27 protein-coding genes are annotated in these 26308 nt (G+C 73.9%); 14 read left to right on the forward strand and 13 right to left on the reverse strand.

Going from position 1 to position 26308, the window contains the following annotated elements; translation table 11 throughout:
* The first annotated feature begins 3 nt into the window (after positions 1–3).
* Complete coding sequence (locus IF27_RS06965; protein WP_052848511.1) at positions 4–1623, forward strand: NADH-quinone oxidoreductase subunit M; 1620 nt, start codon at positions 4–6, stop codon at positions 1621–1623.
* A gap of 46 nt (positions 1624–1669) precedes the next feature.
* Positions 1670–3277, forward strand: coding sequence for an NADH-quinone oxidoreductase subunit NuoN (gene nuoN, locus IF27_RS06970; protein ID WP_052848512.1), 1608 nt, complete (start codon positions 1670–1672; stop codon positions 3275–3277).
* Positions 3278–3365: 88 nt separating this feature from the next.
* Here the strand turns inward: nuoN and IF27_RS30895 are convergent, their stop codons facing one another.
* Both IF27_RS30895 and IF27_RS06980 read right to left on the reverse strand, forming a co-directional pair.
* Positions 3366–3890, reverse strand: a complete 525-nt coding sequence (locus IF27_RS30895) for a hypothetical protein (protein WP_052848513.1) — start codon at positions 3888–3890, stop codon at positions 3366–3368.
* A 177-nt stretch (positions 3891–4067) separates the two neighbouring features.
* Positions 4068–4637, reverse strand: coding sequence for a hypothetical protein (locus IF27_RS06980; protein ID WP_190232840.1), 570 nt, complete (start codon positions 4635–4637; stop codon positions 4068–4070).
* 218 nt (positions 4638–4855) lie between these two features.
* Here IF27_RS06980 and IF27_RS06985 point away from each other — a divergent pair, with 218 nt between their 5' ends.
* From IF27_RS06985 to IF27_RS30900, 3 genes are all read left to right on the forward strand, one after another.
* Complete coding sequence (locus tag IF27_RS06985; RefSeq protein WP_052848515.1) at positions 4856–5866, forward strand: polyprenyl synthetase family protein; 1011 nt, start codon at positions 4856–4858, stop codon at positions 5864–5866.
* A gap of 317 nt (positions 5867–6183) precedes the next feature.
* Positions 6184–7122: a LolA family protein gene (locus IF27_RS06990; protein ID WP_190232841.1), complete on the forward strand. Its 939-nt coding sequence runs from the start codon at positions 6184–6186 to the stop codon at positions 7120–7122.
* 526 nt (positions 7123–7648) lie between these two features.
* Entirely contained in the window at positions 7649–7828 is a 180-nt protein-coding gene (locus IF27_RS30900) for a hypothetical protein (RefSeq protein WP_190232842.1), read from the forward strand.
* Positions 7829–8102: 274 nt separating this feature from the next.
* Here the strand turns inward: IF27_RS30900 and IF27_RS06995 are convergent, their stop codons facing one another.
* From IF27_RS06995 to IF27_RS07010, 4 genes are all read right to left on the reverse strand, one after another.
* Entirely contained in the window at positions 8103–9059 is a 957-nt protein-coding gene (locus IF27_RS06995) for a phosphotransferase family protein (RefSeq protein ID WP_052848517.1), read from the reverse strand.
* Complete coding sequence (locus IF27_RS07000) at positions 9056–10555, reverse strand: MFS transporter (RefSeq protein WP_052848518.1); 1500 nt, start codon at positions 10553–10555, stop codon at positions 9056–9058. The genes IF27_RS06995 and IF27_RS07000 overlap by 4 nt, the downstream gene beginning before the upstream one ends.
* Before the next feature lie 53 nt (positions 10556–10608).
* On the reverse strand, positions 10609–11142 hold the full coding sequence (locus tag IF27_RS07005) for a TetR/AcrR family transcriptional regulator (protein ID WP_223290945.1): 534 nt from the start codon (positions 11140–11142) through the stop codon (positions 10609–10611).
* 215 nt (positions 11143–11357) lie between these two features.
* On the reverse strand, positions 11358–11732 hold the full coding sequence (locus tag IF27_RS07010) for a winged helix-turn-helix transcriptional regulator (RefSeq protein WP_052848519.1): 375 nt from the start codon (positions 11730–11732) through the stop codon (positions 11358–11360).
* A 96-nt stretch (positions 11733–11828) separates the two neighbouring features.
* Between IF27_RS07010 and IF27_RS07015 the strand changes: the two genes are divergently transcribed.
* Positions 11829–12704 (forward strand): NAD(P)-dependent oxidoreductase, encoded by an 876-nt coding sequence (locus IF27_RS07015; protein ID WP_052848520.1) that lies wholly within the window; start codon positions 11829–11831, stop codon positions 12702–12704.
* Positions 12705–12731: 27 nt separating this feature from the next.
* Here IF27_RS07015 and IF27_RS07020 read toward each other — a convergent pair whose 3' ends face one another.
* Positions 12732–13202, reverse strand: coding sequence for a MarR family winged helix-turn-helix transcriptional regulator (locus IF27_RS07020; protein ID WP_223290946.1), 471 nt, complete (start codon positions 13200–13202; stop codon positions 12732–12734).
* Positions 13203–13437: 235 nt separating this feature from the next.
* Between IF27_RS07020 and IF27_RS07025 the strand changes: the two genes are divergently transcribed.
* The 3 genes from IF27_RS07025 to IF27_RS07035 all read left to right on the forward strand — a co-directional run bounded on the left by IF27_RS07025 (position 13438) and on the right by IF27_RS07035 (position 15978).
* Positions 13438–14085, forward strand: a complete 648-nt coding sequence (locus tag IF27_RS07025) for a nitroreductase family protein (protein ID WP_052848521.1) — start codon at positions 13438–13440, stop codon at positions 14083–14085.
* Between the two features lie 118 nt (positions 14086–14203).
* Positions 14204–15145 carry an NADP-dependent oxidoreductase gene (locus IF27_RS07030; RefSeq protein ID WP_052848837.1) on the forward strand — a complete coding sequence of 314 codons (942 nt, stop codon included), beginning with the start codon at positions 14204–14206 and terminating at the stop codon, positions 15143–15145.
* 20 nt (positions 15146–15165) lie between these two features.
* Positions 15166–15978: a phosphotransferase gene (locus IF27_RS07035; RefSeq protein WP_052848522.1), complete on the forward strand. Its 813-nt coding sequence runs from the start codon at positions 15166–15168 to the stop codon at positions 15976–15978.
* A gap of 19 nt (positions 15979–15997) precedes the next feature.
* Here IF27_RS07035 and IF27_RS07040 read toward each other — a convergent pair whose 3' ends face one another.
* A complete protein-coding gene (locus IF27_RS07040) occupies positions 15998–16414 on the reverse strand; it encodes an ankyrin repeat domain-containing protein (RefSeq protein ID WP_052848523.1) in 417 nt (138 codons plus the stop codon).
* 78 nt (positions 16415–16492) lie between these two features.
* Here IF27_RS07040 and IF27_RS07045 point away from each other — a divergent pair, with 78 nt between their 5' ends.
* Positions 16493–17728 (forward strand): sensor histidine kinase, encoded by a 1236-nt coding sequence (locus IF27_RS07045; RefSeq protein ID WP_110945639.1) that lies wholly within the window; start codon positions 16493–16495, stop codon positions 17726–17728.
* Here the strand turns inward: IF27_RS07045 and IF27_RS07050 are convergent.
* Complete coding sequence (locus IF27_RS07050) at positions 17686–19083, reverse strand: hypothetical protein (protein WP_190232843.1); 1398 nt, start codon at positions 19081–19083, stop codon at positions 17686–17688. The genes IF27_RS07045 and IF27_RS07050 overlap by 43 nt on opposite strands.
* A 45-nt stretch (positions 19084–19128) precedes the next feature.
* On the opposite strand from IF27_RS07050, the gene IF27_RS07055 reads away from it, so the two are divergent.
* Entirely contained in the window at positions 19129–19635 is a 507-nt protein-coding gene (locus tag IF27_RS07055) for a DinB family protein (RefSeq protein ID WP_052848526.1), read from the forward strand.
* Between the two features lie 19 nt (positions 19636–19654).
* On the opposite strand, the gene IF27_RS07060 is transcribed toward IF27_RS07055, so the two are convergent.
* Positions 19655–20062 carry a hypothetical protein gene (locus IF27_RS07060; RefSeq protein WP_190232844.1) on the reverse strand — a complete coding sequence of 136 codons (408 nt, stop codon included), beginning with the start codon at positions 20060–20062 and terminating at the stop codon, positions 19655–19657.
* 243 nt (positions 20063–20305) lie between these two features.
* Here IF27_RS07060 and IF27_RS07065 point away from each other — a divergent pair, with 243 nt between their 5' ends.
* The 3 genes from IF27_RS07065 (at position 20306) to IF27_RS07075 (ending at position 23583) form a co-directional block, all read left to right on the forward strand.
* Positions 20306–20494 (forward strand): hypothetical protein, encoded by a 189-nt coding sequence (locus IF27_RS07065; RefSeq protein ID WP_052848528.1) that lies wholly within the window; start codon positions 20306–20308, stop codon positions 20492–20494.
* Positions 20495–20565: 71 nt separating this feature from the next.
* Positions 20566–21267 carry a response regulator gene (locus IF27_RS07070; RefSeq protein ID WP_052848529.1) on the forward strand — a complete coding sequence of 234 codons (702 nt, stop codon included), beginning with the start codon at positions 20566–20568 and terminating at the stop codon, positions 21265–21267.
* 150 nt (positions 21268–21417) lie between these two features.
* Entirely contained in the window at positions 21418–23583 is a 2166-nt protein-coding gene (locus IF27_RS07075; RefSeq protein ID WP_110945640.1) for an MMPL family transporter, read from the forward strand.
* Here IF27_RS07075 and IF27_RS07080 read toward each other — a convergent pair.
* The 3 genes from IF27_RS07080 to IF27_RS07090 all read right to left on the reverse strand — a co-directional run bounded on the left by IF27_RS07080 (position 23471) and on the right by IF27_RS07090 (position 26287).
* Complete coding sequence (locus IF27_RS07080) at positions 23471–24622, reverse strand: aminoglycoside phosphotransferase family protein (protein WP_110945641.1); 1152 nt, start codon at positions 24620–24622, stop codon at positions 23471–23473. The genes IF27_RS07075 and IF27_RS07080 overlap by 113 nt on opposite strands.
* A gap of 105 nt (positions 24623–24727) precedes the next feature.
* Positions 24728–25420, reverse strand: coding sequence for an HAD family hydrolase (locus IF27_RS07085; protein WP_052848531.1), 693 nt, complete (start codon positions 25418–25420; stop codon positions 24728–24730).
* A complete protein-coding gene (locus tag IF27_RS07090) occupies positions 25421–26287 on the reverse strand; it encodes a winged helix-turn-helix domain-containing protein (protein ID WP_223290947.1) in 867 nt (288 codons plus the stop codon).
* Between the last annotated feature and the right edge of the window lie 21 nt (positions 26288–26308).

Genomic DNA, 26308 nt, shown 5'->3' on the forward strand with positions numbered 1-26308 from the left:
GATATGTCATTTCCCCTGCTGACGGCCACGGCCGTGGCACCGGCGCTCGGCGCCGTCGTCACCGCCGCGGTGCCCGCCGCGCGGCGGACGACCGCCAAGTGGCTGGCGTTCGGCTTCTCGCTGCTCACGCTCGCGCTCGCCGCGGCCGTCGTGCTGCGCTTCGACACCGCGCCGGGCGCCGACCGGTTCCAGCTGACCGAGTCGCGCTCCTGGATCCCGGACTTCGGCGTCCGCTACGAGCTGGGCGTGGACGGCATCGGCGTCGCGATGATCGCGCTGACCGCCGTGCTGATCCCGTTCCTCATCGGCGCGGGCTGGAACGACGCGGACCCGGTGGAGGGCGAGGCGCCCGCGAACCGGCGCTGGCGGCCCACCCAGGGCTTCTTCGCGCTGATCCTCATGGTCGAGGCGATGGTCATCCTGTCCTTCGCGGCGACCGACGTCTTCCTCTTCTACATCTTCTTCGAAGCCATGCTGATCCCGATGTACTTCCTCATCGGCGGCTTCGGGGACCGTGCCGGGGAGCAGGGCGAGGAGGGCCAGGCGCGCCAGCGGTCGTACGCGGCCGTCAAGTTCCTCCTCTACAACCTGGCGGGCGGCCTCGTCATGCTGGCCGCGGTCATCGGCCTGTACGTGGCCACCGCCGACCAGCTGCCCGAGGGCACGTTCTCCCTCCAGGCGATCCTGGAGGCGCGGCAGTCGGGCGAGCTGGACTTCGCGGCGGACACCGAACGCTGGCTGTTCCTCGGCTTCTTCCTCGCCTTCGCCGTCAAGGCGCCGCTGTGGCCGCTGCACACGTGGCTGCCGAACGCGATGGGCGAGTCCACCGCGCCGGTCGCCGTCCTCATCACGGCCGTGGTGGACAAGGTCGGCACCTTCGCGATGCTGCGCTTCTGCCTCGGCATGTTCCCCGAGGCGAGCGAGTGGGCCACCCCGGTCGTCGTGGGGCTCGCGCTGGTCAGCATCATCTACGGCGCGCTGCTCGCCATCGGGCAGCGGGACATGAAGCGGCTGATCGCGTACGCGTCCATCAGCCACTTCGGGTTCATCGTGCTGGGCGTCTTCGCGATGACCAGCCAGGGCCACGGCGGCGCGACGCTCTACATGATCAACCACGGCATCGCCACGGCGGCGCTGATGCTGGTCGCCGGCTTCCTCATCGCGCGGCGCGGTTCGCGGCTCATCGCGGACTACGGCGGCGTGCAGAAGACGGCGCCCGTGCTGGCGGGCACGTTCCTCATCGGCGGTCTCGCGACGCTGTCGCTGCCGGGGACCGGGCCGTTCGTCAGCGAGTTCCTGGTGCTCGTCAGCGCGTTCAGCCGCTGGCAGGCGGTGGGGATCATCGCGTGCACCGGCATCGTGCTGGCCGCGCTGTACGTGCTGCTGCTCTACCAGCGCACCATGACCGGGCCGGTGAAGGCCGGGCTGGAGAAGCTGCCGGACCTGCGGGTGCGGGAGATCGCCGTCGTGGCGCCGCTGATCGTGCTCCTCGTCTTCCTCGGCGTCTACCCGAAGCCGCTCACCGAGATCCTCGACCCGGCGGTGGAGCACACGATGTCCGACGTGGACCGTACCGATCCGCAGCCGCAGCACGACGTGTCAGAAGTGGAGGCCGCCGAGTGAACGGGGCGGGCGTGGCCGAGGCGGCCCGGATTGAGGAGAGTGGCGCATGAACCCGGGTGAGCTGCAAGCTCCTGACATCGAGTGGAGCGCGCTCTCCCCGAGCCTGATCGTCTTCACGGCGGCGGTGCTCGGGGTGCTGGTGGAGGCGTTCGTGCCGCGCCGGAGCCGTTACGTGGCCGAGGTCGTGCTCTCGGCGCTCGCGCTGGCCGGGGCGTTCGCCGCCGTGGTGGTGCTGGCGTCCGGCGGGCACGCGACGAGCGAGGCGCAGATCGCGGGCATGGGCTCGCTGGCGGTGGACGGCCCGGCGCTGTTCCTCCAGGGCGTGATCGTGCTGGTCGGCCTCGTGTCGGTCTTCCTGTTCGCCGAGCGGCGTCTCGAACCGGCGGCGCACGGCGCGGCGGTGGACTCCTTCGCCGCCCAGCCGGCCGCCGTGCCGGGCGGGCAGGCCGAGCAGGAGGCGGTGCGCGCCGGGCACACGACGACGGAGATCTTCCCGCTGCTGCTCTTCGCGGTCGGCGGCATGCTGCTCTTCCCGGCGGCCAACGACCTGCTTGTCCTGTTCATCGCCCTTGAGGTGCTGTCGCTGCCGCTGTACCTGCTGTGCGCCCTGGCGCGCCGCAGGCGGCTGCTGTCGCAGGAGGCGGCGGTCAAGTACTTCCTGCTGGGCGCGTTCGCCTCGGCGTTCCTCCTCTTCGGCATCGCGATGCTGTACGGGTACGCGGGCTCGCTCTCGTACGCGCGGATCGGTGACGTCGTGCGCGGTGAGCCGTCGGCGCTCGATCCCGGCCTGGCCGGGACGATGGGGAACGACGCGCTGCTGCTGATCGGCGGCGCGATGATCCTCGTGGGCCTGCTGTTCAAGGTCGGCGCCGTGCCGTTCCACATGTGGACGCCCGACGTGTACCAGGGCGCCCCGACGCCGGTGACGGGCTTCATGGCCGCCGCGACGAAGGTGGCCGCGTTCGGCGCGATCCTGCGGCTGCTGTACGTGGTGCTGCCGGGGCTGCGCTGGGACTGGGAGCCGGTGCTCTGGGGTGTCGCCATCGCCTCGATGGTGGCGGGCGCCGTCATCGCCATCACGCAGACCGACGTGAAGCGGCTGCTGGCGTACTCGTCCATCGCGCACGCGGGCTTCATCCTGTCCGGCGTGGTCGCGGTGAGCGAGGACGGCGTGTCGTCCGTGCTGTTCTACCTGGGCGCCTACTCCTTCGTGACGCTGGGCGCGTTCGCCGTGGTCACGCTGGTGCGGGACGCGGGCGGCGAGGCCACGCACCTGTCCAAGTGGGCGGGGCTCGGGCGGCGTTCGCCGCTGCTGGCGTCGGTGTTCGCGCTCTTCCTGCTGGCGTTCGCCGGGATCCCGCTCACGTCGGGCTTCGCGGGCAAGTTCGCGGTCTTCCGGGCGGCGGCGGACGCGGGGGCGATGGGCCTGGTCATCGTCGGTGTGATCGCCTCGGCGATCGCGGCGTTCTTCTACGTGCGCGTGATCGTCCTGATGTTCTTCAGCGAGCCGAAGGCCGAGGGGCCCTCGGTGGTGATCCCCAGCCCGCTGACGATGTCGGTGGTCGCGCTCGCGGCGGCCGTGACGGTGGTGCTGGGCGTCGCGCCGCAGTACTTCCTCGACCTGGCGAGCCAGGCGGGCGTGTTCGTGCGCTGACGGCCCACGGACGTACCGACGACGGCGGCCCGGTTACCCCCTCGGGGGGACCGGGCCGCCGTCATGCCTCCGTGGGTGCAGTGCGGGGTCACTCGCCCAGGACGTAGACCTCGCTGTCGCCCGACGACCAGGTGACGCTCATGGTGCCGTCGTCGTTCACGCGGGCGTTGGCGGCCATGTCGGTCCACGCGTGGTCGCCGTACTGGGAGCACTCGTCCAGCGTGATGGCGCCGTCCTCGGTCATCGAGCCGTAGCACAGGTCGCCCTCGTAGGCGCCCATGTCGGTGAACAGGACGGTGCCGTAGGTGATCGTGAACTTCGGCGACGCCTCGATGTCGTTCGGGTCCACGTACCAGGTGCCGTCGAAGCCGCCCCCGCCGAGTTCGGGCACGTCGGGCACGTCCGGCACGTCGGGGACGTCAGGGGCGTCGGGGATGTCCGGCACGTCGGGGACGTCCTCGGCGTCCGGGACCTCCAGGTCGCCGGGGTCGCCGAGCCCCATGTCCGCCTGATCGACGCCGAACGGCGCCTCGGAGTCGCTTCCGCACCCGGTCAGCGCCAGTGCCGACACCGCCGCGACGGCCGGCAGAGCGAACCGTATGGACCTACGCATGGTTTCCCCTCGTTTATTTCTTCTGAAGCTCGTCTCGGCAGATTAGCCGCCCTGAGCCCGGGGGAGAATTGCGTGTTACGCGTCCATGGCAATCGCTGCGGGACTGATACGTGCGCCCCGGCGCCGCGGTGGCCCGGTACCCCGGCGGGGCGGGATGCCGGACCGTCGCGGTGCGGGTCACTGGTCGATGAGGCGACCGGGGCCGTACTCCTGGACGAGGCCGGAGCTCCAGGTGACGACCAGGCGGTCCGCACTCTCCAGCCGGACGTCGGCCTCCGTGTCGGTCCACTCCTCGGTCCCGTACTGCTCGCAGACGAACGATATGTGACCGTCGATCACCGGGCCGCCGCAGACGTCGCCCTCGTTGACGCCGTTGATGTCGGTGTCCTCCTGGAAGGTGGCGAAGCCGTCCTGGAAGCGGAAGACGGGGTCGAGGGGGTCGGGGCCGACCTGCCAGTCGCCCTCCAGTTCCTCGGCCGTCGGGACGGGCCCTGCGACGTCGCCGGAGCCCGCCGTGTCGGAGCCGGGTGCCTCGCCCTCGTCCTCCTCGGCCGGGGGCTCGGTGGGGTCGGTGGTGTCGCCGCCGGTGTCGGCCTCGTCGCCACCGGGGGTCTCCTCGGCGGGCGACTCCGACGTGTCGCCGTCCCCGACGCCGAAGGCGGCCTCGTCGTCGTCGTTGCAACCGGTAAGGACGAGAGCGGCGACCGCCGCGGTCACGGGCAGGGCAAGCCGGATTGACCTGTGCATGGGTTCCCCTCGAAGGTTGTGCGAACCCGGGCAGGTTAGCTGAACATCTGCAACGGGTGTCCGGTTGTTACCCACCTGTGGAGAACGATGCGGGACTGCGGCGAATTGATCACCCAGAGACGAGGAGGGGACGACAGACGGTACGTCCCCGGCGGTGATCCACTTCCGACCGGCTACGCTGCGGGGGACAACGCACCGGAAGACAGGGGAGAGCGCTCGTGACCGTCGTGGGGCCCTTCGGGGTGAGCGTGCGGGACCCGGCCCTGGAAGCCGATGTCCAGGCGGGACTGACAGCTGTCGAGGCCGGTCTGGTCGAGGCGACGAAGAGCGACGTCCTCTTCATAACGGAAGCCGCGCAGCACCTCGTGCGCGCGGGCGGCAAGCGGTTCCGGCCGCTCCTGCTCCTGCTGGCCGCCCAGTTCGGTGACCCCTACGCGCCGGGCGTCGTGCCCTCGGCCGTGGTCGTCGAGCTGACGCACCTGGCGACGCTGTACCACGACGACATCATGGACGAGGCGGAGGTGCGCCGGGGGGTCCAGAGCGCCAACGCGCGCTGGAACAACTCGGTGGCCGTCCTCACCGGTGACTTCCTCTTCTCCCGCGCCTCATCGATAGTGGCCGAACTGGGCACCCAGGCCGTCCGTATCCAGGCGGAGGCGTTCGAGCGGCTGGTGACGGGTCAGATCCAGGAGACGGCGGGGCCGCAGGAGGGCGAGGACCCGATCGCGCACCACCTGGGCGTCATCGCGGGCAAGACGGGCTCGCTGATCGCCGTGGCCGGGCGCATGGGCGCCATAATGGCCGGCGCCGACGAGTCGGTGGTCAACATCCTCGCCCAGTACGGGGAGCGCATCGGCACGGCCTTCCAGCTCGCCGACGACGTCCTGGACATCACCAGCGACGGCCGGGAGTCGGGGAAGACGCCGGGGACCGACCTGCGCGAGGGCGTGGTGACGCTGCCGGTGCTGCGGCTGCGCGAGTCGGTGGCCAAGGGCGGTTCGCCCGAGGACAGGGCGCTGCTCGACCTGCTGGCGGGCGACCTGACGGACGACGCGCGGCACGCGGAGGCGCTGGCCGGGCTGCGGGCCCATCCGGCGCTGGCGCAGGCGCGGGCGGACGCGCTGTCGTTCGCCGAGCAGGCGCGGCAGGCGCTGGAGCCGCTGCCCGACACGTCGGCCAAGGCGGCGCTCGCCGAGCTGTGCGACGCCGTGGCGGACCGCACGTCGTGAGTGGGGGGCGCGGGGCGCCGCGGGGGTGAAGGGCGCCGCGGGCACGCGCCCTTCACCGGTTCGCGGCCCGTCCCGACCGGTTCCCGGCCCGTCCCGACCGGTTCCCGGCCCGTCCGTGGCCCGATGTCGGCCCGGTACGACGCGGTACCGACACCTTTCGTCTCACCGCCTCCCCGCGACCCCTACGGGTTTCCCGCCCTCGGAGGGTGACCGGTCATCCGCTGGGAGTACGGCGGATGCCTCCCTCCGGTGGATGACCGGAGCGTCCCCGACTGGTGCACTGGTAGGTGTCCAGACGGAAGTGGAGGGGATGACGGATGGCTATGCGAAAGGGTGTGGGCCGTGCGGCCGTTCCGATCGCGGTGGCTGCCGGAGTGGCGGCTGTCGGGATCGGGGTATGGCCCGCGCTGGCGAACGACGGGGGGCCCGACCTGCCGGAGGTGACGGCGGAGGACCTGGTCGTGCGGATCGCCGGATCGGACACGACCCAGCTGTCCGGCACGGTCACGGTTTCCGCCGACCTGGGGCTGCCGGACTTCGGCGGCTTCCTTGACGGCGCGGTGGAGTCGCTCGACGGCCCCACCGGGCGTCTCGCGTCGCTCGTGACGGGCGACAGCACGCTGGACGTCGCGGTGGACGGCCCGGACCGCCAGCGCCTCACGGTCTCGGACGGCGACGACGAGCTGGAGCTCGTCCACAACGACGGTGAGCTGTGGATCTACGACAGCGAGAGCGACACCGTCCTGCGCGGCGAGGTGCCCGCGGACGCGACGGCCGAGCGGGAGGCCGTGCCGTTCGACTCCCTGGCGCCGCAGGAGGCGGCCGATCTCCTGCTGGAGCGCGCGGGGGACCACGCCGACATCACGGTGGACGGCACGGCGCGGGTGGCCGGGCGGGACGCCTACCGGCTGCTGATCACGCCGCACGAGGACGTCACGGAGGGCTCGGGCCCCGCCTGGGCGCGCATATCCGTGGACTCCGAGACGGGCGTCCCGCTCGCGGTCACGGTGCAGGCCCAGGGGGAGCAGGTCCTGGACGTCGCGTTCTCGCGCATCGACTACTCCCAGCCCGCGGGCAGCGTCTTCGACTTCACGCCGCCGAGCGGCGCGCGGGTGATCGAGCTGGGCGACGACCCGGGGGGCCTGGCGGAGCTGCTGCCGGACGACCTGCTGCCCGGTGCCGTGCAGCCCAGTGAGCTGTTCACCGACGACCTGCCTCCGCTTCCGGTGCCGGAGGAGTTCGACTTCGGGTACTGAGCCCCGAGGCGGGCCGCGAGCGGCGCGCCGGTCCCCGGCGGCGGCCCGCCGGGGACCGGGCGTCGGCGGCAGGGTGTCGGCGGCGCCTCCCTGGGCTGTCCTGGGCACTGCCGGGCGGACGGGCGGACGGGGGCGACCTGGGTCGGGGGCGACCTGGGGCGGCCGCCACGCCACGCCACGCCACGGCCCAGCCCAGCCCCGCCCGCTCGGCCTTCCCCGGGTCTCCCCCGGACCGGCCGACCGGTGGCGGGAGGGCTGTGCGGCTGCCCCGCGTCCCGGCGCTCTCAGGGCGCGCGACGGCTCGGCTGCTGGGCCGCTGCGGTGGCCCGCCGGAAAGCCCTGGCCGGTCCGCGCGGACGACCCGGGGCCGGGGCCGGAGGCGCGTGTCACGGAGGACGTGCGGCAGGAGTGCCGGATTCTCGCCGACGCCCGGGCCCGTCATGCCCCGGGCGCGCCGCTGTCCGAGGAGTCCGCGCGGCACCCGCACGAGGGCCCGACCCCTTGCCGCCGGTGCCCCAGTGCCGTGGTGTCCCTACGCGCACGACGGGACCACCGGCTCGCCGTCCGGCTGCGGCGGCGCGCGGCCGGTGACGGGGGAGAGGTGGCGGCGGCTGTTCCCGAGCCCGCCGTGTCGGGGGACGGCACGTTGCCGGTGCGGCCCTGTGTGCTCGGCCCGGAGGGGGCGGCCGAGCGGCCCGTCGCGTGACGGTGTCAGGGCTTGGAAGGGGGAGGGCGGCTCACCTCCCAGGCGTGTCCGGGGGCCGTGGAGCCTGAGTGAACCGTCTCCCGCCGTCCGCGCGAAGTGCGGTGCCGCGGCACGGCCGCATCTGACGGTCAGCGGTGACGGGGGCCCCGGCGGCTCGTGGTGGCCCTGGAGGAGGGGCAGGTTCCCGGCGTCGCCCCCGAAGCCGCGTCCCGGGATGCCGATCCGTCGCCGATCCACCGCCGTCCCGAGTGCTCCGCGCAGCCGCTCCCGAGGATCAGGCGGTCGTCGCCCGGGTGCCGTAGCGGTCGAGCAGCGCCGCGACGTAGTGCTCCAGACGGTCGGTCAGCAGCTGTGGGGTGAGGTCGGTGCGGCCCATCGTCCGCCAGGGTGTGGCGACCCGTTCGGCGTCGGGGGCGAAGGCGAGCGCGTCCAGCAGGCGCCAGTACAGGTGGTCGTCCGGCGCGGCCGTCAGGACGCCGCCCGCCGCCTCGTACAGGTCGGCGAAGGCGAGCCCGTGGTCCGGGCCGTGCAGCAGGGCCAGGGCCGTCGCGCAGTGCGCCACGTCGAGGTCGGCCGGTCCCCAGGAGGTCTCCACCCAGTCCACGACGCCGCCGACGCGTCCTTCCGGGGTGAACAGGACGTTCCCCGGGTGGAAGTCGCGGTGCAGGAAACGGCCCTCGTACGCGGGGGGTTCGCGGTCGATGACGGCGACGGCCCGTCGCCACAGCCCTGGCCTCGCAGTGCCGGGCGGTACGGCGACGCGCTCGGGCCCGGTCCACGCCTGGTAGGCCCGCGGCCGGTCATCGGCGTCCACGCGCAGCCCGTGCACGCGGGTCAGGAGGTCGGCGAGCGCCGGCGCCGTGCCCCGGTCCGTGTCCCGCCGGGCGCCGAGGCGCAGCGTGCCGGGCAGCCGGGTCATCAGGAGGGAGGGGGCGGCGCAGTGTGCGCCGGTGGGGTCCACGGCGACGAGCTGCGCCGCCGGGATGCCGCTGCCGTCGAGGAGGCGCAGGACGTCCGCCTCGCGCGTCAGCAGGCCAGGCGCGTGCCGCCGGAAGAACGGGGCGGTGAACGACCGCAGGACCAGCTCCCGTTCCGTGGTGCGCAGCAGCCGCATGTCGGACGTCCAGCCGCCGCCGAGCACCTCCGCCGTCACGACGCGCTCGCCGGGCCGCAGCACCCGGGCCAGCCAGGCCCGGGTGGCTGCGGCGAGGTGGGCGGGGGGACCGCTCACATGTGGACCGCGGGCGCGTCGCCCGAGGCCGGTTCCGGCACGCCACGCCGGTAGACGAACAGGCAGATCACCGCGCCGACGGCGAAGAAGCCGGCCGACCACCAGTAGGCGGTCGAGAAGCTCTCCAGCGCGGCCATGGCCTGGTCGAGCGGGTTGGTCGGGTCGTGCGAGGCGAGGTAGTCGTCCGACGCCCCGGCGGCGAGGCTGCTGAGGACCGCCGTGCCGATGGAACCGCCGATCTGCTGCATGGTGTTGACGGTCGCGGAGGCGACGCCCGCGTCCTCGGCCGTCACGCCGGAGATCGCCAGGTTCATGGAGGCGGCGATCATGAGCCCGATGCCGAGACCGATGACGATCAGCGGCGGCAGGACGTGCGTGACGTAGGTGCTCTCCAGGTCGAGCCCGGTGAGCCAGACGAGCCCGGCGGCGGCCACGGCCATGCCGAGCGGGACGATCGGCCGGGGTCCGACGCGCGGCAGGAGCCCCGTCGTGGACACCGTGGCCGCGACGGTCAGGGCCGCGATCATCGGCAGGAACGCGAGGCCCGTCTCGACCGGCGTGTATCTCAGCGACGCCTGGAGGTAGTAGGTGAGGAAGAGGAATATGCCGAACATGCCGACGCCGCTGATCAGGACGGCGATGAACGACGCGCCCCGGTTGCGGTCCAGCAGGACGCGCAGCGGCAGCAGCGGCTGCGGCGCCCGGCGCTGCCACCAGACGAAGGCGACGAGCAGCGCGGTGCCGACGATCAGGCAGGTCCAGGTCGCCGGGTGGGCCCAGTCGTGGGACTCGACGTTGGCGAAGCCGTAGACGACGCCGAAGAGCCCGGCCGAGACGAGGATCGTGCCCGGCACGTCCAGCTTGATGGACCGGTCGCGCTGGGTGCGCGCCAGGAGCACGATGCCGCCGACCAGGGCGACGGCGGCGAAGAAGAGGTTGACGTAGAGGGTCCAGCGCCAGCTGAGGTGCTCGGTGAGCAGGCCGCCGAGGAGGAGGCCGATGGCACCTCCGGCACCGGCGACGGCGCCGTAGACGCTGAACGCCTTGGCCCGCTCCTTGGTGTCGGTGAAGGTGGTGGACAGCAGGGACAGCGCGGCGGGCGCCAGCAGCGCGCCGAACACGCCCTGGAGCGCGCGGGCGGTCACCAGGACCTCGAAGTTCGGCGCGGCGCCGCCGATCGCGGAGGCGACGGCGAAGCCGACGAGGCCGACGAGGAAGGTGATCTTCTTGCCGAAGAGGTCGGCGATCCGCCCGCCGAGCAGCAGCAGGCTGCCGAACGCGAGGGCGTAGGCGGTGACGATCCACTGCCGGCCGCTGTCGGAGAAGTCGAGCGCCTCCTGCGCGGAGGGGAGCGCGATGTTCACGATGGTCGCGTCGAGGACGACCATGAGCTGCGCCAGGGCGATGACGGCCAGGACCCACCAGCGGTGGCCGGGACGTGTGGCGGGCCCGGGGGGCGGTGGGCCGTCGGGCTTGGTGAGGGTGGTCTGTGCCATGGTTCGGGTGGGCTCCGATGTGCTGTCGGCCGGTGGGCCGGGCCGCTGCACGGCTAGCTGTGCAGCAGGGCGGGTATGAGGGCTTCGTCGAGGAACCGGACGAGATAGGCGTCGTCGGCGTACTCGTCCTGGATCAGCGGGCGGCACAGCAGCGTGCCGAACACCAGTTGGCCGAGCCAGGCCGTGGCGGCGGGCCGCGCGGGCAACTCGCCGCGTGCCACCGCACGGTCCACGATGGCTGCCAGCTTGGCGTCCTGCGGGGCCACCAGGGTGTCCCGCAGCGTGCGCGCCAGCTCCTTGTCGTCGAGCATGGCGCGGGCGAGACCGCTGATGAGCACGGTCTCGTCGGCCGCCTTGGCGCCCAGGGCCCGCAGGACGGCCATCAGGTCGCCGCGCAGACTGCCGGTGTCGATCTCCCCGAACCCGTCGGGACGGGTCGCGTGCAGGGCGGCGGCGACGAGCCGCGGTTTGCCCTGCCACTGGCGGTAGAGCGTGGCCTTGCCGCAGCGGGCGCGGCCCGCGACCGCGTCCATCGTCAGTCCCTCGTACCCCACCTCGTGGAGCAGTTGGACGACGGCGGTGAGCACCTCGGTCTCGCGCTCCGCCGTGACCCGTGGGCGGCGGGACGGGGGGTCGGCGTCGGGCGGGCAGATGACGGGCTCCTCGAAGGCAGGTGGACGGACGGTATCCGGGCCGACGGGCCGCCGGACCTGGATGGAACGGAACGGTTCCGTTCCGTCGGGTAGTGTAGAGGGTCGCCCGGATGGAACGCAAACGTTCCATCCGCGCGCCCGTGGGGTGCTCAGACCGCCGTGTCGGCCGGTCCTGGCAGCCCCGGATAGGCCGCGACGCCCAGCAGGTTCTCCTTGCCCCAGGCGCCGAGCGGCACCAACGCCGCGTTGAGCGACGTCCCCGCCGGTGTCAGCGAGTACTCGACGCGCGGGACCACCTCGTCGTACGCCTCCCGGTGCACGATCCCCGCCTGCTCCAGCTCGCGCAGATGCGACGCGAGCACCTTCTCCGTGATCCCGGGGAGCATCCTGCGCAGCTCGCCGAACCGCCGCGCGTCCTCGTCGAGCGCCCAGAGGATCGAGACCTTCCACTTCCCCTCGATCAGGTCCATCGCCGCGTCGATCCCGCAGTGGTACGCGCCGGGTCGCCGTGTCCTCGCCGTCATCGCAGACGCCTCCCACCTGCTGACTCACCCGGAGGTGAGTACCCACTTCCATGTGCGTACTTGTTGCTCGTCCGCCCGTCAACGAGCCTAATCCGCATGACTGACAACGCCACACGGCCGACTCCCCTCACCCTGCTCGGGCTCGGTGCCATGGGCACGGCCCTCGCCCGCGCCTGGCTGGCCGCCGGGCACCCGCTCACCGTCTGGAACCGCACTCCTGGCCGCGCCGACGCCCTCGTCGCCGAGGGCGCCACCGCCACGGCCACCGCCGCAGAGGCCGTCGCCGCCTCGCGTCTGGTCGTCGTCTGCCTCCTCGACGACGCGTCCGTCGGCACCGCCCTCGCCGACGCCGACCTGGCGGGCAAGGACGTCGTCAACCTCACCACCTCCACCCCCGGCGAGGCGCGCGAGCGCGCCGCCTGGGCCGCCGCCCGTGGCGCGCGCTTCCTGGACGGCGGGATCATGGCCGTGCCGCCGATGATCGGCGTGCCGGGCGCCTCCGTCTTCTACAGCGGCTCGGCCGACCTCTTCGAGGAGCGCAGGGACGTGCTCGCCGTCGTCGCGGCCACCGCCTACGTCGGGGCGGACGCGGGCCTGGCGGCGCTGCACGACGTCGCGCTGCTCACCGCGATGACGGGCATGTTCGCCGGTGTCACGCAGGCGTTCGCCCTCGTGGAAGGCGCCGACGTGGCGCGCAAGGACTTCGCGGGGCTGCTCGCGGACTGGCTCGGCGCCATGGCGGGCGGCGCGCACGAGCTGGCCGCGCAGCTCGACAGCGGCGACCTGACGCGCGGCGTCGTCTCCAACCTCGCCATGATGACGACGGGCAACGGCACGCTGGTCCGCACGGCCGCGGAGCAGGGTGTTGGCAACGAGCTGCTCGCCCCGTTCATGGCGCTCATGGAGCGTCGCGTGGCCGCGGGGCACGGCGACGAGGGCCTGGCCGGTCTGCCGGGTCTGCTGCGCGTCTGAGGCCCGGCCGCGCCCCGCCCCGCGCGCTCACTCCGGCGGGAAGAGGAGCTTCCCGAGGAGCGCGGAGAGCTGGTCGCGTTCCGCCGCGGAGAGCGCGGCGAACGTCCGGTCGAGGAACGCGGGGGTCGCGGCCTCGGCGCGGGCCAGGTGCGCGCGGCCCGCGTCGGTGAGCGTGACGGCGTAGGCCCGGCGGTCGGCGGGGTCGCGTTCGCGCCTGACCTGTCCCGCCTCCTCCAGGCTGTCGCAGATCCCGACCATCACCGTGCGGTCGATGCGCAGTTCCTCGCCCAGCACGCGCTGCGAGCAGGGCCCCACGGCGTCCAGCATCCGCAGGACCAGGTGCTGGCCCACGCCCGTGCCGAGGCCGTGGGCGTGCGCGTCGGCGGCGCGGGCGACGGAGGCCGAGGCGCGGCACAGCGCGATGTCGGGGCGTTCGGCCGCGAGCCGGGCGAAGTACCCGGCGGGCGGCGGTCCCGGTGTCACGTCCTTGTCCGGCACGGCGCCTCCCGTTCCTTCCCTGCTGCTCATCCGCTGCGCGCGGTCCCCAGGGCGACGACCGTACCAGAACCGTCTGGGGGCAGATTGTTTGACAGCCGACGACGGCAATCGTATGTTCGTCAATCATCGGTGCACAGATCATCGGGGTGCGGACGGCTGTGGGCGCGCCTCCCGCCGGACCGTCCGCGTCCCGGCCCGCGCACCGGCCGCCGCCGCCCCGTGCCGGAGGACCCGCATGACGCTCCCCCTGACACCCGACCAGCTGCTCTCCACCACCCGCGCCGTCCGCAAGCGGCTCGACCTCACCCGCCCCGTCCCGCGCGCCCTGATCGAGGAGTGCGTGGACCTCGCCACCCAGGCGCCGACCGGCCGCAACCGGCAGCGCTGGCACTTCCTCGTCGTCACGGACCCCGGCCGCCGCGCCGCCGTCGCCGACCTGTTCCGCCGCTCGCTGGACGCCAACGTCCCGCAGCGGCTCACCGACGACGACGTGCGCCGCATGTACGACGCGCCCGGCAGCATGGAGCGCATCGCGGGCGGCCTGCGCCACCTGTACGACAACGCTCACCGCGTCCCCGCGTTCGTCATCCCCGCCGTCGAGGGACGCACCGACCGCGCCTCCGTCACCGACCAGGCGGGCACCTGGGGCTCGATACTCCCCGCCACCTGGAGCTTCATGCTGGCCGCCCGCGCCCGCGGCCTCGGCACGGTGTGGACCACCGCACAGGCCCCGCTGGAACGCGAGCTGGCCGCCACGCTCGGCGTGCCGTACGAGCGCGTGATGCTGGCCGCGTTCCTCCCGCTCGCCTTCACCCTCGGCACCGACTTCCGCCCGGCACGCCGCGTGCCCCGCGAGGAGGTGCTGCACTGGGACCGCTGGTAGGACGGCACCGACGCGGCGCCCGCGTCCCGACCGCTCCGCGCGCCAGCATGACCCCATGAGCGACGGAAGCAACGACGGACACCACGACGGACACGACGACGCGAGCCCGCGCGGCACCATGCGGGCGATCACCCAGGACCGTCTCGGCGACCCCGACGTCCTGACACTCACCGACGTCCCGCGCCCCGAGCCGCTGCCGACCGAGGTGCTGGTCCGCGTCCGCGCCGCCGGGGTGAACCCGGTGGACCTGAGCACCCGCGAGGGCGGCGGCATGGCCGACGTCATCGGCCCGCCGCCGTTCACCGTCGGCTGGGACGTGGCTGGCACCGTCGAGGCGACCGGACGGGGCGTCACCACCCTGGCCGTGGGGGACGACGTCTTCGGCATGCCCTGGTTCCCGCGCCGGGCCGGGGCGTACGCCGCCTACGTCACCGCGCCCTCACGGCACTTCGCCCGCACGCCCCCCGGCACGGGCCACGCGCAGGCCGCCGCCCTGCCGCTCGCCGGGCTGACGGCGTGGCAGACCCTCGTGGACACCGCGCGCGTCGGCCCCGGGCAGCACGTCCTGGTGCACGCCGCGGCCGGGGGCGTCGGCCATCTCGCCGTGCAGATCGCCAAGGCGCGCGGCGCCCGCGTCACCGGGACCGCCCGCGCGGACAAGCACGCCTTCCTGCGCGGCCTCGGCGCCGACGCCGTCGTGGACTACACGCGCGTGGCGTTCGAGCAGGCCGTGCGCGACGCCGACGTCGTCCTCGACCTCGTCGGCGGCGCCGAGCACCAGCGCCGGTCCCTCGACGCCCTGCGCCCCGGCGGCCTGCTGATCGCCGTGCCCGGCAGCCTCGACCCGGCGGTGGCCGAGGAGGCGGCCGGGCGCGGCCTGCGTGCGACGGGCTTCCTCGTCGAGCCCGACCGCGCCGGACTCGACGCGCTGGCGGCCCTCGTGGCGGACGGGCGGCTGCGGACGGAGGTCGGCGCCGTCCTGCCGCTGGCCGAGGCCGCGGAGGCCCACCGGCGCGTCGCGTCGCGCCGCACCACTGGGAAGATCGTGCTGACGGTGTGACACACGGCGCGGGAGGGCTCATGGGGGACGCGCGGGGCGGCGAGCCGCTGGCGGGCGGCATGGCGAACGCGGGCGCGGTCGTGCGCCACGGCGACGTGGTCGAGCGGCCCGCGCAGGCGCACGCCCCCGCCCTCCACCGTCACCTGCGCGCCCTGGCAGCGGCCGGTTTCCCCGGCGTCCCCGCGCCGGTCGCGCTCGACACGGCCACCGGCCGCGAGCGTCTGACGTTCCTGCACGGCGACGTGCCCCTGCCGCCTTTCCCCGCCTGGTCGATGACGGAGGACGTGCTCGCCGCCGTCGGCGCCCTGCTGCGGCGCCTGCACGACGCGTCCGCCACACTGCCCGCCCCCGACACGTCCACCGCGTGGCCCACCGATCTCGCCGACCCGCGCGGTGGCACGCTGCTGTGCCACAACGACGTGTGCCCCGAGAACGTGGTCTTCCGCGACGGCCGCCCGGTCGCCCTCATCGACTTCGACCTCGCCGCCCCCGGCCGCCCCCTGTGGGACGTGGCCATGGCCGCCCGCTACTGGGCGCCCGTGCTGGACCCGGAATCCGCCGCGTCGGCAGGCCGCGCCGGGCAGGATCCCGTGCGGCGCCTGCGCGTACTGGCCGACGGGTACGGCCTGGCGCGCGCCGGACGCGAGGCGCTGCCCGCGGTCATCGGGGAGACGGTCGCCGCGGGCCGCGCGTTCGTGGCGCGGCGTGTGGAGGCGGGCGACCCGGTGTACGAGGCGGCGTTCGCGGCGTACGGCGGCTGGGCGCGTTGGGACCGCGTCGAGGACTGGTGCGCGCGGACGAGGGGGACGTTCCTCCGCGCGCTGCTCGCCTGAGCGCCGCGCCGCTGCGGGCTCAGCCCTGGCCGAACATCTCCAGCAGCTCCGTACGGCCGAACATCCGGGCCGTGTCCACGGCCGACGGCTGGCCCGCCGCCGGGTCCGCGCCCGCGTCGAGCAGCACGCGCACCACGTCGGCCGCGCCCTTGAACACGGCACCGGCCAGCGGGGTCTGGCCCTTGTCGTTGCTGCGGCTCGCGTCCGCGCCGCGCGCCAGCAGGGCGCGGACGGTCTCGGCGTGCCCGTGGTAGGCGGCGAGCATCAGGAGGGTGTCGCCCTTGTCGTTGCTGAGGTTCGGCGGGACACCGGCGTCCACGTAGGCGGCGACGGTGTCGGTGTCGCCGTCGCGCGCGAGGTCGAAGATCTTCGTCGCGAGCTGGAGCACCTCGGGGTCGTGCGCGGGTTCGTTGCTCTCGGGTGCCGGGCCGGTCATGGGGACGTCCTCCTCGATCCAAAGGCAGCCGGGAGCGGACCGTGCTGCCGTGCGACCAGCCTACGTACTCTGGCACGCATGCTTCCCCCTCTCCACCGGGTGTTCCGGGCGGACGGGGCCGTGTGGCTGGTGGGTACGGTCCTGGCCGTCGAGGCCGCCGCGCTGCCCTTCCGCGACCTCGGCATTCCCGCCTGGGAGACGCTGCTCGGTCTCCTCCAGCCCGTCCTCACCTGGGCGTCCCTGGGCCTGCGCCACCGGTGGCCCGTGGGCGTCGCCGTGTTCACCCTGCTGGTGTCGGCGCTGCACTACCCGCTCTCCGAGCTGGACTGCGTCACGCCGATGATCTCCTTCGTCCTCGCGCTGTACACGGTGACGCGCTCGGGGCGGCTCGTCCCGGCCGTCGTCATCGCCGTGACGGCGGTCCTCGGCATCGCCTACGGCGAGTTCGTGCTCGGCGCGGCCGACGACCGGCACGTGGACAACGCCGCCCTGGTCCTGCTCAGCGGCTGGATGGCGAGCCTCATCCTCTTCGGGCACACGATGCGCGTCCGGCAGGCGTACCAGAGCGAGGCGGAGCAGCGCGCGCTCGCGGCCGAACGGGAGCGGGACGTCCGCGCCCTCCAGTCGGCCACGGAGGAGCGGCTGCGGCTCGCCCGGGAGCTGCACGACGTGCTGGGGCACAACATCTCGCTGATCAGCGTCCAGACGGCCGCGGCCCTGCACCGCAGCGCCAAGCGGCCGGGCGAGACGGCGGAGCTGATCGCGGCGCTCACGTCCGTCCGCGACACGAGCAAGGAGGCCCTGCGCGAACTGCGCGCCACCCTGGGTGTCCTGCGCCAGGTGGACGAGGCGGCGCCCGTCGAACCGGCCCCGGCGGGGCTCGAACGCCTCGCCGAACTGGCCGGACGCGCCGGGGCGACGGGCCTGGCCGTCACCGTCACGACCGAGGGGGACGCGGCCGTCGTCCCGCCGCAGATCTCCCTGGCGGCCTACCGCATCGTGCAGGAGTCGCTCACCAACGTGACGCGGCACGCGCGGGCGACGCGGGCGGACGTCACCCTCAGCTGGGCGCCGGGGGAACTGCGGCTGCGGATCGAGGACGACGGGCGCGGCACGCCTGACGGGCCCCCGGTGGCGGGTGGCGGCAGCGGCATCGGCGGTATGGCGGAGCGGGCCAGGGCGCTGGGTGGTGGGTTCGAGGCGTCGGGTACGGGCGACGGGTTCCGGGTGGCCGCGTGGCTGCCGCTGCCGCAGGGTGCGGCGGACGGGGTTCAGCGCGTAGCGGGCACGACGACGCGCCAGTCCGCGTTGTAGGTGCCAGGCACGTCCACGGTGCGCCCACCGGCGGCCGGGCCCGGGTCGTCGTCGCCGCGCAGCACCGTGGCGTCGGGCGGCGACTGCCCAGGACCCGCCGTCGTGCAGCCCAGTGTGTGCGCCACGGGGATGGCCTGCGGGCCGTCGAGGACGCACGGGGGCCCGACGCCCTCGTCCCGCAGCACCCCGGCCACCCGGTCCCAGTCGGCGCGCGCGTCCTCCTGGATGCGGGCGTGGCCGCGTAGCACGGTCAGCTGTAGCGCGAGCTGCCCCGCGACGATGGCGACGAGCAGCGTGGCCGCGGCGGGTGAGGACAGGTGGGAAGTGAAGCGTTCCAGGCCCAGTACGGCGGGCAGCGCGAGCAGTGCGTAGACGGGCAGCAGGAATCGGGCCGCCGCGTAGTCGATGAGGAACAGGTAGGTGAACGACATGGAGGCCGCCGTCACCACCAGCAGCCCGACCTGACGGCGCGCCGCGTACAGCCCGAGCGCCACGAGCGGCGGGAGCAGCAGCCACCACACCAGCAACTGCCACGCCATGGGGTCGCCCTCGCAGGGGCGGCACAGCAGCGGGCCGTCCAGCGCGGTGGCGTGCTTGAAGAGGGAGAACGTCCAGTCGGTCCCGCCCTGGATCTCGCTCGCCTCCGCCAGCCGTTCGCGTACGCCGCCGAAGCGCCGCTGCGCCTCGACCACCCAGGGGCCGACCCCGGCGGCGAGCCCCACGAGGACCGCGCTCAGCGTCCTCGGCCGCCGCCAGGCCGACAGCAGCAGCGGGAGGGCCAGGAACAGGGCGTCGGTCGCGCGCATCAGCCCGGCCACGGCGACGGCGGCGGCGAGCCCGAGCCACAGGTTCCGGCGCGCGCAGCCCACGGCGGCGACGGCGGCCATCGCGACGTAGTGGTTCGGCATGGCGGAGCCCGCGTAGAACAGCGCGAACCACAGGCTGCCGTACGCCCCCGCCGCCACCGGGACCGCCGCGCGGCTCGTGAACTCGCCGACCCAGGGCCGGAAACCCCAGTACAGCGCCAGCGACGCCGTGACCGCCAGGTAGCAGCGCAGCGCCACCACCGAGTCCGTGACGGCGGCGACGGGCGCGACGAGCAGCGGCACCCCGCGTGAGCGCGGCGCGCTGAACGGCGTGGCGGGCCCGAACGCGTCCCACCGGCTCACGTACACGATCTCGTCCCACCCCAGCGCCAGCCAGGGGGGCACCAGCACCAGCGCGACGGCGCCGAACAGCACGGCGACGACGCCCAGCGGACGCGCCGGGCCCCCCACCACCCCGGCCCGTCCGACCCGTCTGATCCACTTGACCCGCGCCACCGGCTCCTCGGCCGGTACCTCACGAACATCCATATATGCCCGGATATCACACCCTTGGGGTGGAGCGAAGGACCCACGATGACCACCGAGCGCCCCGATCCGCCCCTCACCGGCGGCGAACGCGCGACCCTGCGCGGCTTCCTCGACCACCACCGCGCCACCCTGGCCTGGAAGTGCGACGACCTGACGGACGCCCAGCTGCGCCGCCGCGCCGTGCCGTCGTCGTCGCTGTCCCTCCTCGGCCTCGTGCGCCACATGGCGGAGGTCGAGCGCGCGTGGTTCCGGCGCGTCATCGACGGGCAGGACGTCCCGCTGGTGTGGTCCGCGAACGGCGACTTCCAGGCGGCCTACGACCCGGGCGCCACGACCCGCGCCGAGGCGTACGCGGCCTGGCGGGCCGAGATCGGCGAGGCGCGCCGGATCGAACGGGCCGCGCCGTCCCTCGACGTGACGGGGGTGGTGGCGAGGACGGGCGAGACGGTCTCGCTGCGGATGGTCGTGCAGCACGTGATCCACGAGTACGCGCGCCACAACGGGCACGCCGACCTCCTGCGGGAGGCGATCGACGGGCGCACGGGCGTCTGAGCGCCCTCGGTACCAGCCCTCAGTACCAGCGGTGCGGCGCCACCGGCGGATAGGCGGCCCCCGCCCTGAACCGGTGCCACGCCTCGTCCAGGTCGGCGTCCGAGCCGAAGCGGAACGCGCACAGGGACCGCTGGCTGCCGACGTCGCCGTACAGATCGATGTCCTGCACGGCGCCGATGTTGCGCAGGACGGCCAGTTCGCGCCGGAACAGGGCGTGCCACCCGTTCCCCAGGTTGACGGTCCCGCACTCCTCGTCCTGGAGGGTGTGCACCGTCCAGAGCGAGAGGATCTCCGCGGCTGCCGAGCCGCACTCGGGCGCGCTGCACCGCAGGCCCCAGGTCCTCCGGCACGTGCCGCTGTCCAGCACCGGACAGTCCAGCCCGCATGCCCGCCAGTGCACTTCGCGGATCTCCCCGGGAATCCCCATGTGTGGCTCCTCTCGCCCGCCCCGCCTGCCGTGCCTATCACGGCTGCCCGGCCCGGCCGCCCCGGCACACGCGCGGGACGCGGACGACTGCGCCGGGGTGGTGGAGCGCGGCAGCGCGGCTGCCCCGTGCGTTCGGAGTGTTGCGCTCCCGCCTCGGGTTGCCGCCCGCCGGAGCGATGCCCGTGCGCGGGGCCGTCGTTACGCTGAGGGTGCCGACAGGGCGAGCCGCGAGGGGGTAGGGACATGCCTGACGTTCTGCTGGTGATCCTGGCCGTCGTCCTCGGCTGGCTCGTGGTGGGCCTCGGCTTCATGGCCCTGCTCGGCGCGACCCTCGGGCGCCGCGCGCGGAAGGGGAGGCGGGAGGGCCGGTACACCTCGACGCCCGGCAACTCGGCCGACGCGGGCTCGTCGTCCAGCTCCGGCGGCGTCTGACCGCCGCCGGGGAGTCGCCCGGCCCGGACGCGGCCGGGGGCCCTCGGCGACGGCCGCCTACGCTGTGGCCCATGACCGCGACGCGCCCCGGCCACCAGGACACACCCCGCGTGAGAGTCCTCCTCGCCGACGACCAGCGGCTCGTACGGGCCGGGTTCCGCTCGATCCTGGAGGACGAGGACGACATCACCGTCGTCGGCGAGGCGTCCGACGGCGCCGAGGCCGTCCGGCTGGCCCACGAACTCCATCCCGACGTCGTCCTCATGGACATCCGCATGCCGGGGCTCGACGGCCTGGCCGCCACCCGCGAGATCGTCGCCGACGCACGGCTCGCGGACGTCCGCGTCCTGATCCTCACCACCTTCGACGTGGACGACCACGTCTACGGCGCCCTGCGCGCGGGCGCCTCCGGCTTCCTCGTGAAGGACACCGAGCCGATGGAACTGCTGCACGGCGTACGGGTCTGCGCCCGCGGCGACGCCCTCATCGCGCCCACGGTGACGCGCCGCCTCATCGCCGAGTTCGCGGGCCGCGCCAGGCAGCCCGACCCGGGACCGCGGCTGAACGGGCTGACCGACCGCGAGCGCGAGGTCATGGCGCTGGTCGGCGCGGGGCTCAGCAACGACGAGATCGCCGAACGCCTCGTCGTCAGCCCGGCCACGGCCAAGACGCACGTCAGCCGCGTCATGACGAAGCTCGCCGTCCGCGACCGCGCCCAACTGGTCGTCCTGGCATACGAGTCGGGCATGATCACGCCCGGCTGGCTCGCCTGACCCACGGCCCGGCACCACGTCCCGGGCGCCCGTCGGGATCAACTTCGGTGGTACGCGGGCCCTCCGCCCTACCACCCCGGGCGTACGGCAGGTGTCCTCCGCTGTGGGACGCGCACCACGGTGCCCTGCCGCGACTGTTGATCCGTGGACATGACCGAGACCTCACCCGGCAGGGCGCGCCGCGCCTCGAAGCCCTCACCCTTCGCCCGCACCGCCGCCTTCTCCTTCCGGCGCCGCAAGCTCGTGGTGCTGCTGTGGATCGCCCTCCTCGCCGCCGTCTGGGGCGTCGCGAGCGCCACGGGCGACGACTACCGCGCGGACTACTCGCTCCCCGGCACCGACTCCCAGCGCGCCGCCGACCTGCTGGCCGCGCACGGCTCCGACCAGGGCGCCGACACCCTCGACATCGTCCTGTACGACGAGGCGGGGCTGCGCGCGGGCGGCACCGAGGGCCGCGTCACCGCGATGCTGGACGAGGTCGGCCGCCTCCCCGACATCACCGAGGTCGTCAGCCCCTACGCCGCCGGGGCCGCCCTCTCGGGCGACGGCACCACGGGCTACGCGACCGTCGTCCTGGCCGTCCCGTCCGAGCGGATGACGGCCCCGGCGGTCCAGGAGATCCTCGACACCGCGAGGGACGCGCAGACCGACGGGCTCCGGGTCGAACTCGGCGGCGACGCGGCCCGGCTGCTCGCCGAGAGCGGCGGCGCGGGCGAGGGCCTCGGCATCCTGGCCGCCCTGGTCGTCCTGGTCCTGCTGTTCGGCAGCGTCGTCGCGGCCGGTCTCCCGATCATCACCGCGCTCCTCGCCGTGGGCTCCACGCTGGGCGTCATCGTCATCGCCTCGCACGCCTTCACCATCGCCGACTACACGCCCTACATGATGATGCTCGTCGGCCTCGGCGTCGGCATCGACTACGCGCTGTTGATCTTCGCCCGCTTCCGCACCGAACTGGCCGGGGGCGAGACCCCGGAACGCGCCGCCGTCAACGCCCTGGACGCCGCGGGCCGCACCGTCTTCTTCGCGGGCTGCACCGTCATCGTCGCCCTGCTCGGCCTGGTGGCCCTCGGGCTCGGCTCGCTCCAGGGCATCGGTCTGTCCGTCGCGCTCACGGTCCTGGTCACCATGGCCGCCGCGCTGACGCTGCTGCCCGCGCTGCTCGGCTTCACCGGCGCCCGCCTCGCCCGCCGCTTCGCGGCCCGGGACACCAAGCGCGCCGCGCGCGGCGCACGCCCCTCGGGCGACCGGTGGCGCACCGTGGCGGGCGCCGTGCAGCGCCGTCCGCTCCTCGCGCTCCTGCTCGCCGTGGCCGCGCTGCTCGGGCTGTCGGCCCCGGCGCTCGGCATGCGCCTCGGCTTCGCCGACGCGGGGAACGACCCCGAGACCACCACCAGCCGCGCCGCGTACGACCTGCTCTCGGACGGCTTCGGCCCCGGCTTCAACGGACCGTTCGTCGTCGTCACCGCGGGCGGGCACGACGGCGCGGAGCGCGCCGCCGCCGACGCCTCCGCCCTGCTCGCCGACACCCCCGGCATCGCCGCGACGACCCCGCCCGTCCCGTCCCCCGACGGCGCGGTCGCGACCGTCGTCGCCTTCCCCGACTCAGCGCCGCAGGACGCCGCGACGGCCGACCTGTTCGACGACCTGCGCGACGACGTCCTGCCAGGGCTCGCTGAGCGGACCGGCGCGGAGCACGTCGTCGGCGGCGCCACGGCGGCCAACGAGGACTTCGCCGCCACCACGGCCGGGCGGATGCCGCTGTTCGTCGGCCTGGTCGTCGGCGTCTCCCTGCTCATCCTGCTGGTCGTCTTCCGCTCCTTCCTCATACCGCTCAAGGCCGCCCTGCTGAACCTCCTCAGCATCGGCGCGGCCGTCGGCGCCATGACCGCCGTCTTCCAGAACGGGCTGTTCGGCGTCGAGCCGGGACCGGTCGAGTCGTTCCTGCCCGTCATGATCTTCGCCGTCGTCTTCGGCCTGTCGATGGACTACGAGATCTTCCTCGTCTCCCGCATCCACGAGGAGTGGCGCACCCACGGCGACCACCGCAGGGCCGTGCGCGAGGGCCTGGCGCACACCGGCTCGGTCGTCACGGCCGCCGGGGCGATCATGATCGTCGTCTTCGGCGCCTTCCTGCTCAGCTCCGACCGGATGCTCCAGCAGATGGGATTCGGCATGGCGGTGGCCATCTTCGTGGACGCGGTGATCATCCGCTGCCTGATGGTCCCCGCCGCGATGCAGCTGATGGGCCGCCGGGCCTGGTGGCTGCCCGCGTCACTGGCCCGGTCGCTGCCGAAGGTGGAGCTGGAGCGCCACTGAGACCGGTACGCCAGGCGGCGTACGCCCCCTGTACGGCACTGGGGCTGGGCACTCTGCCCAGCCCCAGCATCCGCGCCGCCGCCCGCAGCGCCGCGCGCACCACCTCGGCGGCGCGCGCGAGTTGCGCGTCCACCTCGTCGGGGGGCGCGGCCCGGACGAGCAGCGCCTGCCGGATCACGTCGGTGAAGACGGACTGCACCCGCTTGTACGCCAGGTAGCGCGGCAGGTCACGCGCGAGCCCGTCCGTGGCGCCCGGCAGGGCCGCCTCCACCGCGCGGGCCCAGCGCGTCAGCATCTCCGGCTCCTGGCCGGGCGGGTAGCGCATCAGGTGCAGGTGGGTGGCGAGGTCGTAGAGGGGATCGCCGACGAGCGCCAGCTCCCAGTCGATGGTCCACAGCAGCCCGTCCGCCTCGGCCACGATGAGGTTGTCGCGGTGCAGGTCGCCGTGGAGCAGGCAGAACGGCCGGTCCGTCAGCCGGGACGCCTCGCGCGACAGCGGCCCCGAGGGGGCGAGGACGCCAGGCCCTATGTGCAGCGCGGTGAACAGCCCCTCCATCGCGGGCCGGTGCACGGCGTACACACGGCGGCGCGTGAAGCGGATCAGGCCGTGCAGGAACTCGCGGCTGTTGCGCGGGCGCAGCACCACGGGGCAGCGGTGCACCAGCGCCATGGCGCTCGGCGGCACGGTCGCGAGCCGCCCGGACAGCTCGGCGAGCTGCGTCAGCTCGCCACCGCTCAGCGGCGACCCCGGGGGCCGGGAGACGGACAGCGCCTCGCCCTCGATGTAGCCGTGCACGCGCAGGTCGTCGTCCGGGCTGCCCAGCTGGTAGACGGGCGCGATGCGCTGCATCCCCAGCAGGGCCAGTTCGATCAGCACGTCCTCCTCGCTGCCGAAGCAGCGCGGGTCGAACCGGTGCACGCCGGGGCGCGGGCGCCCGGCCTTGAGCCGCCCGAGGGAAGCCAGTTCGCCCTCCGCCTTCACGACCTGCCAGACGCGGTGGTTCCCGCGAAGGGTAGGCCGTGGCAGCGGCTGGCTCATGGCGTGCGTCCCCCGACGGTCGTGCGTCCCCCGGCACCGGTGCGTGCGAGTAGCAGAACCGTACGCCCCGCACCGTCCCCTGCCGATGGCTCAAAAGAGTGCAACTCATCCGTAGGTGGGGGCGATCAGGGCCGTCAGGACCAGTTCGAGGGAGGTGACCACGTGCTCGGCGCCCGCCGTGCGGAAGGCCGCGGCGACCGGCTCGGTCGGCGCGTACCCGAGGAACGGCACGCCCGCCGCGCGTGCCGCGTCGAGGTCGGCGACGCTGTCGCCGATCATCAGGGAGCGGTGCGCGGCGGTCCGCGTGGAGGCGAGGGCGCGTTGGAGCGAATCGGGATGCGGCTTGAGCAGGGTGATGTCGCCCGTGCGCCCGTGCACCCGGCCTCCGAGGTAGCCGGAGAGGTGGTGGCGGCGCAGGTAGTGCTCGGCGGCGAGCGCCGAGTTGTTCGTCGCGATGGCGACCTGCCGCCCGCGCCGGGAGAGCGCGGCGATGAGCGCGGCGGCGTACGGCGTCGGGTGCGCGCTGGCCGCCGCCGACACCTCCTCCCGCGTGAGCGCCGCCTCCAGCCGCTCGACGAGCGCGCCCCCGGGGCGGCGGCGCGCTATCTGGCGGAGCACCTCGTGGGGGTCGGGGGAGGTCCGCAGCTCCTCCGTCAGCAGGGCGGACGCGGACAGCTCCGCGGTCAGCTCGCGGAGCTTCCCGGCGATGATCTCGGCGCTGTGGACGGCGAACAGACGGCAGACCGGCCCGTCGAAGTCGAAGAGAACACAGCGGGCGTTACTGATGAGTTCCCTCATCTAACCGAGTGTGAGCGGTTGCGCCAGCGTTGACCAGAGGGACTCGAACCAGAGCTGTGACTCTTCAACAAACGCGGTGTCGGACGAGGAGCGGAAGATCTTGGAGCTGAGCCCGAGGACGTCGTAGATCTCCAGCTGTTCGTGCTCGTACTCGACCACGCGCGGCACCACCTGGTAGTAGGCGCTGAGCACCTCGGCGCCGTTCAGCAGATAGAGCTTCTGCACAGGGGTGATCGGCACGCTGCGGATCTCCACGCTGACCTTCGGCACGAGCTGCATCTCCGCGAGGGACGTCAGCTGGTGGCGCAGCGAGGTGGAGAACGTCCGGGTGATCTGGCGCAACCTGGCCAGCGGGCGGGGGTCGTTCGGGTCCGACACGAGCCGGGGGTAGGCCAGCGGGGCGTCCGGGTTGGGCAGCAGGGCCCGGATGGAGATGGACCGGGGGGTGAGCCGCCCGGTGGAGATGGCCATGATGGGCCCGGCGAGGGCGGCGTTCAGGGTCTCGGTGGTCAGGCAGAAGGCGTCGATGGACACGTCCTCGGCGTGGAACGCCACGGCGATGCGGTCCACCACCTCGACCCCGGCCGGGCGGGGCACGGCCTGCCCGGGGACGGTGACGACGGCGGGCGCGCCGCGGCCACGTGCGCTGAGGTAGCCCTCGCGTTCCAGGATCGCCAGCGCCTGGCGGACGATGGTCCGGTTGGTGCCGAACTCCTCCACCAGGGCCCGCTGGGTGGGCAGCCGGGCGTTCTCCGGCAGCTTCCCCACCCGTATCCGCTCGCGCAGCACCCCCGCCACGTGGTCGGGAGAGGCCGCCTCATCGGTGGTCCGTATGGCATCGCTGTCCGGTGCGATCTCCTGACTCACGGCTCAACACCCTACAACTTT

The organism is Streptomyces avicenniae (assembly GCF_000719135.1).
Classification (GTDB): domain Bacteria; phylum Actinomycetota; class Actinomycetes; order Streptomycetales; family Streptomycetaceae; genus Streptomyces; species Streptomyces avicenniae.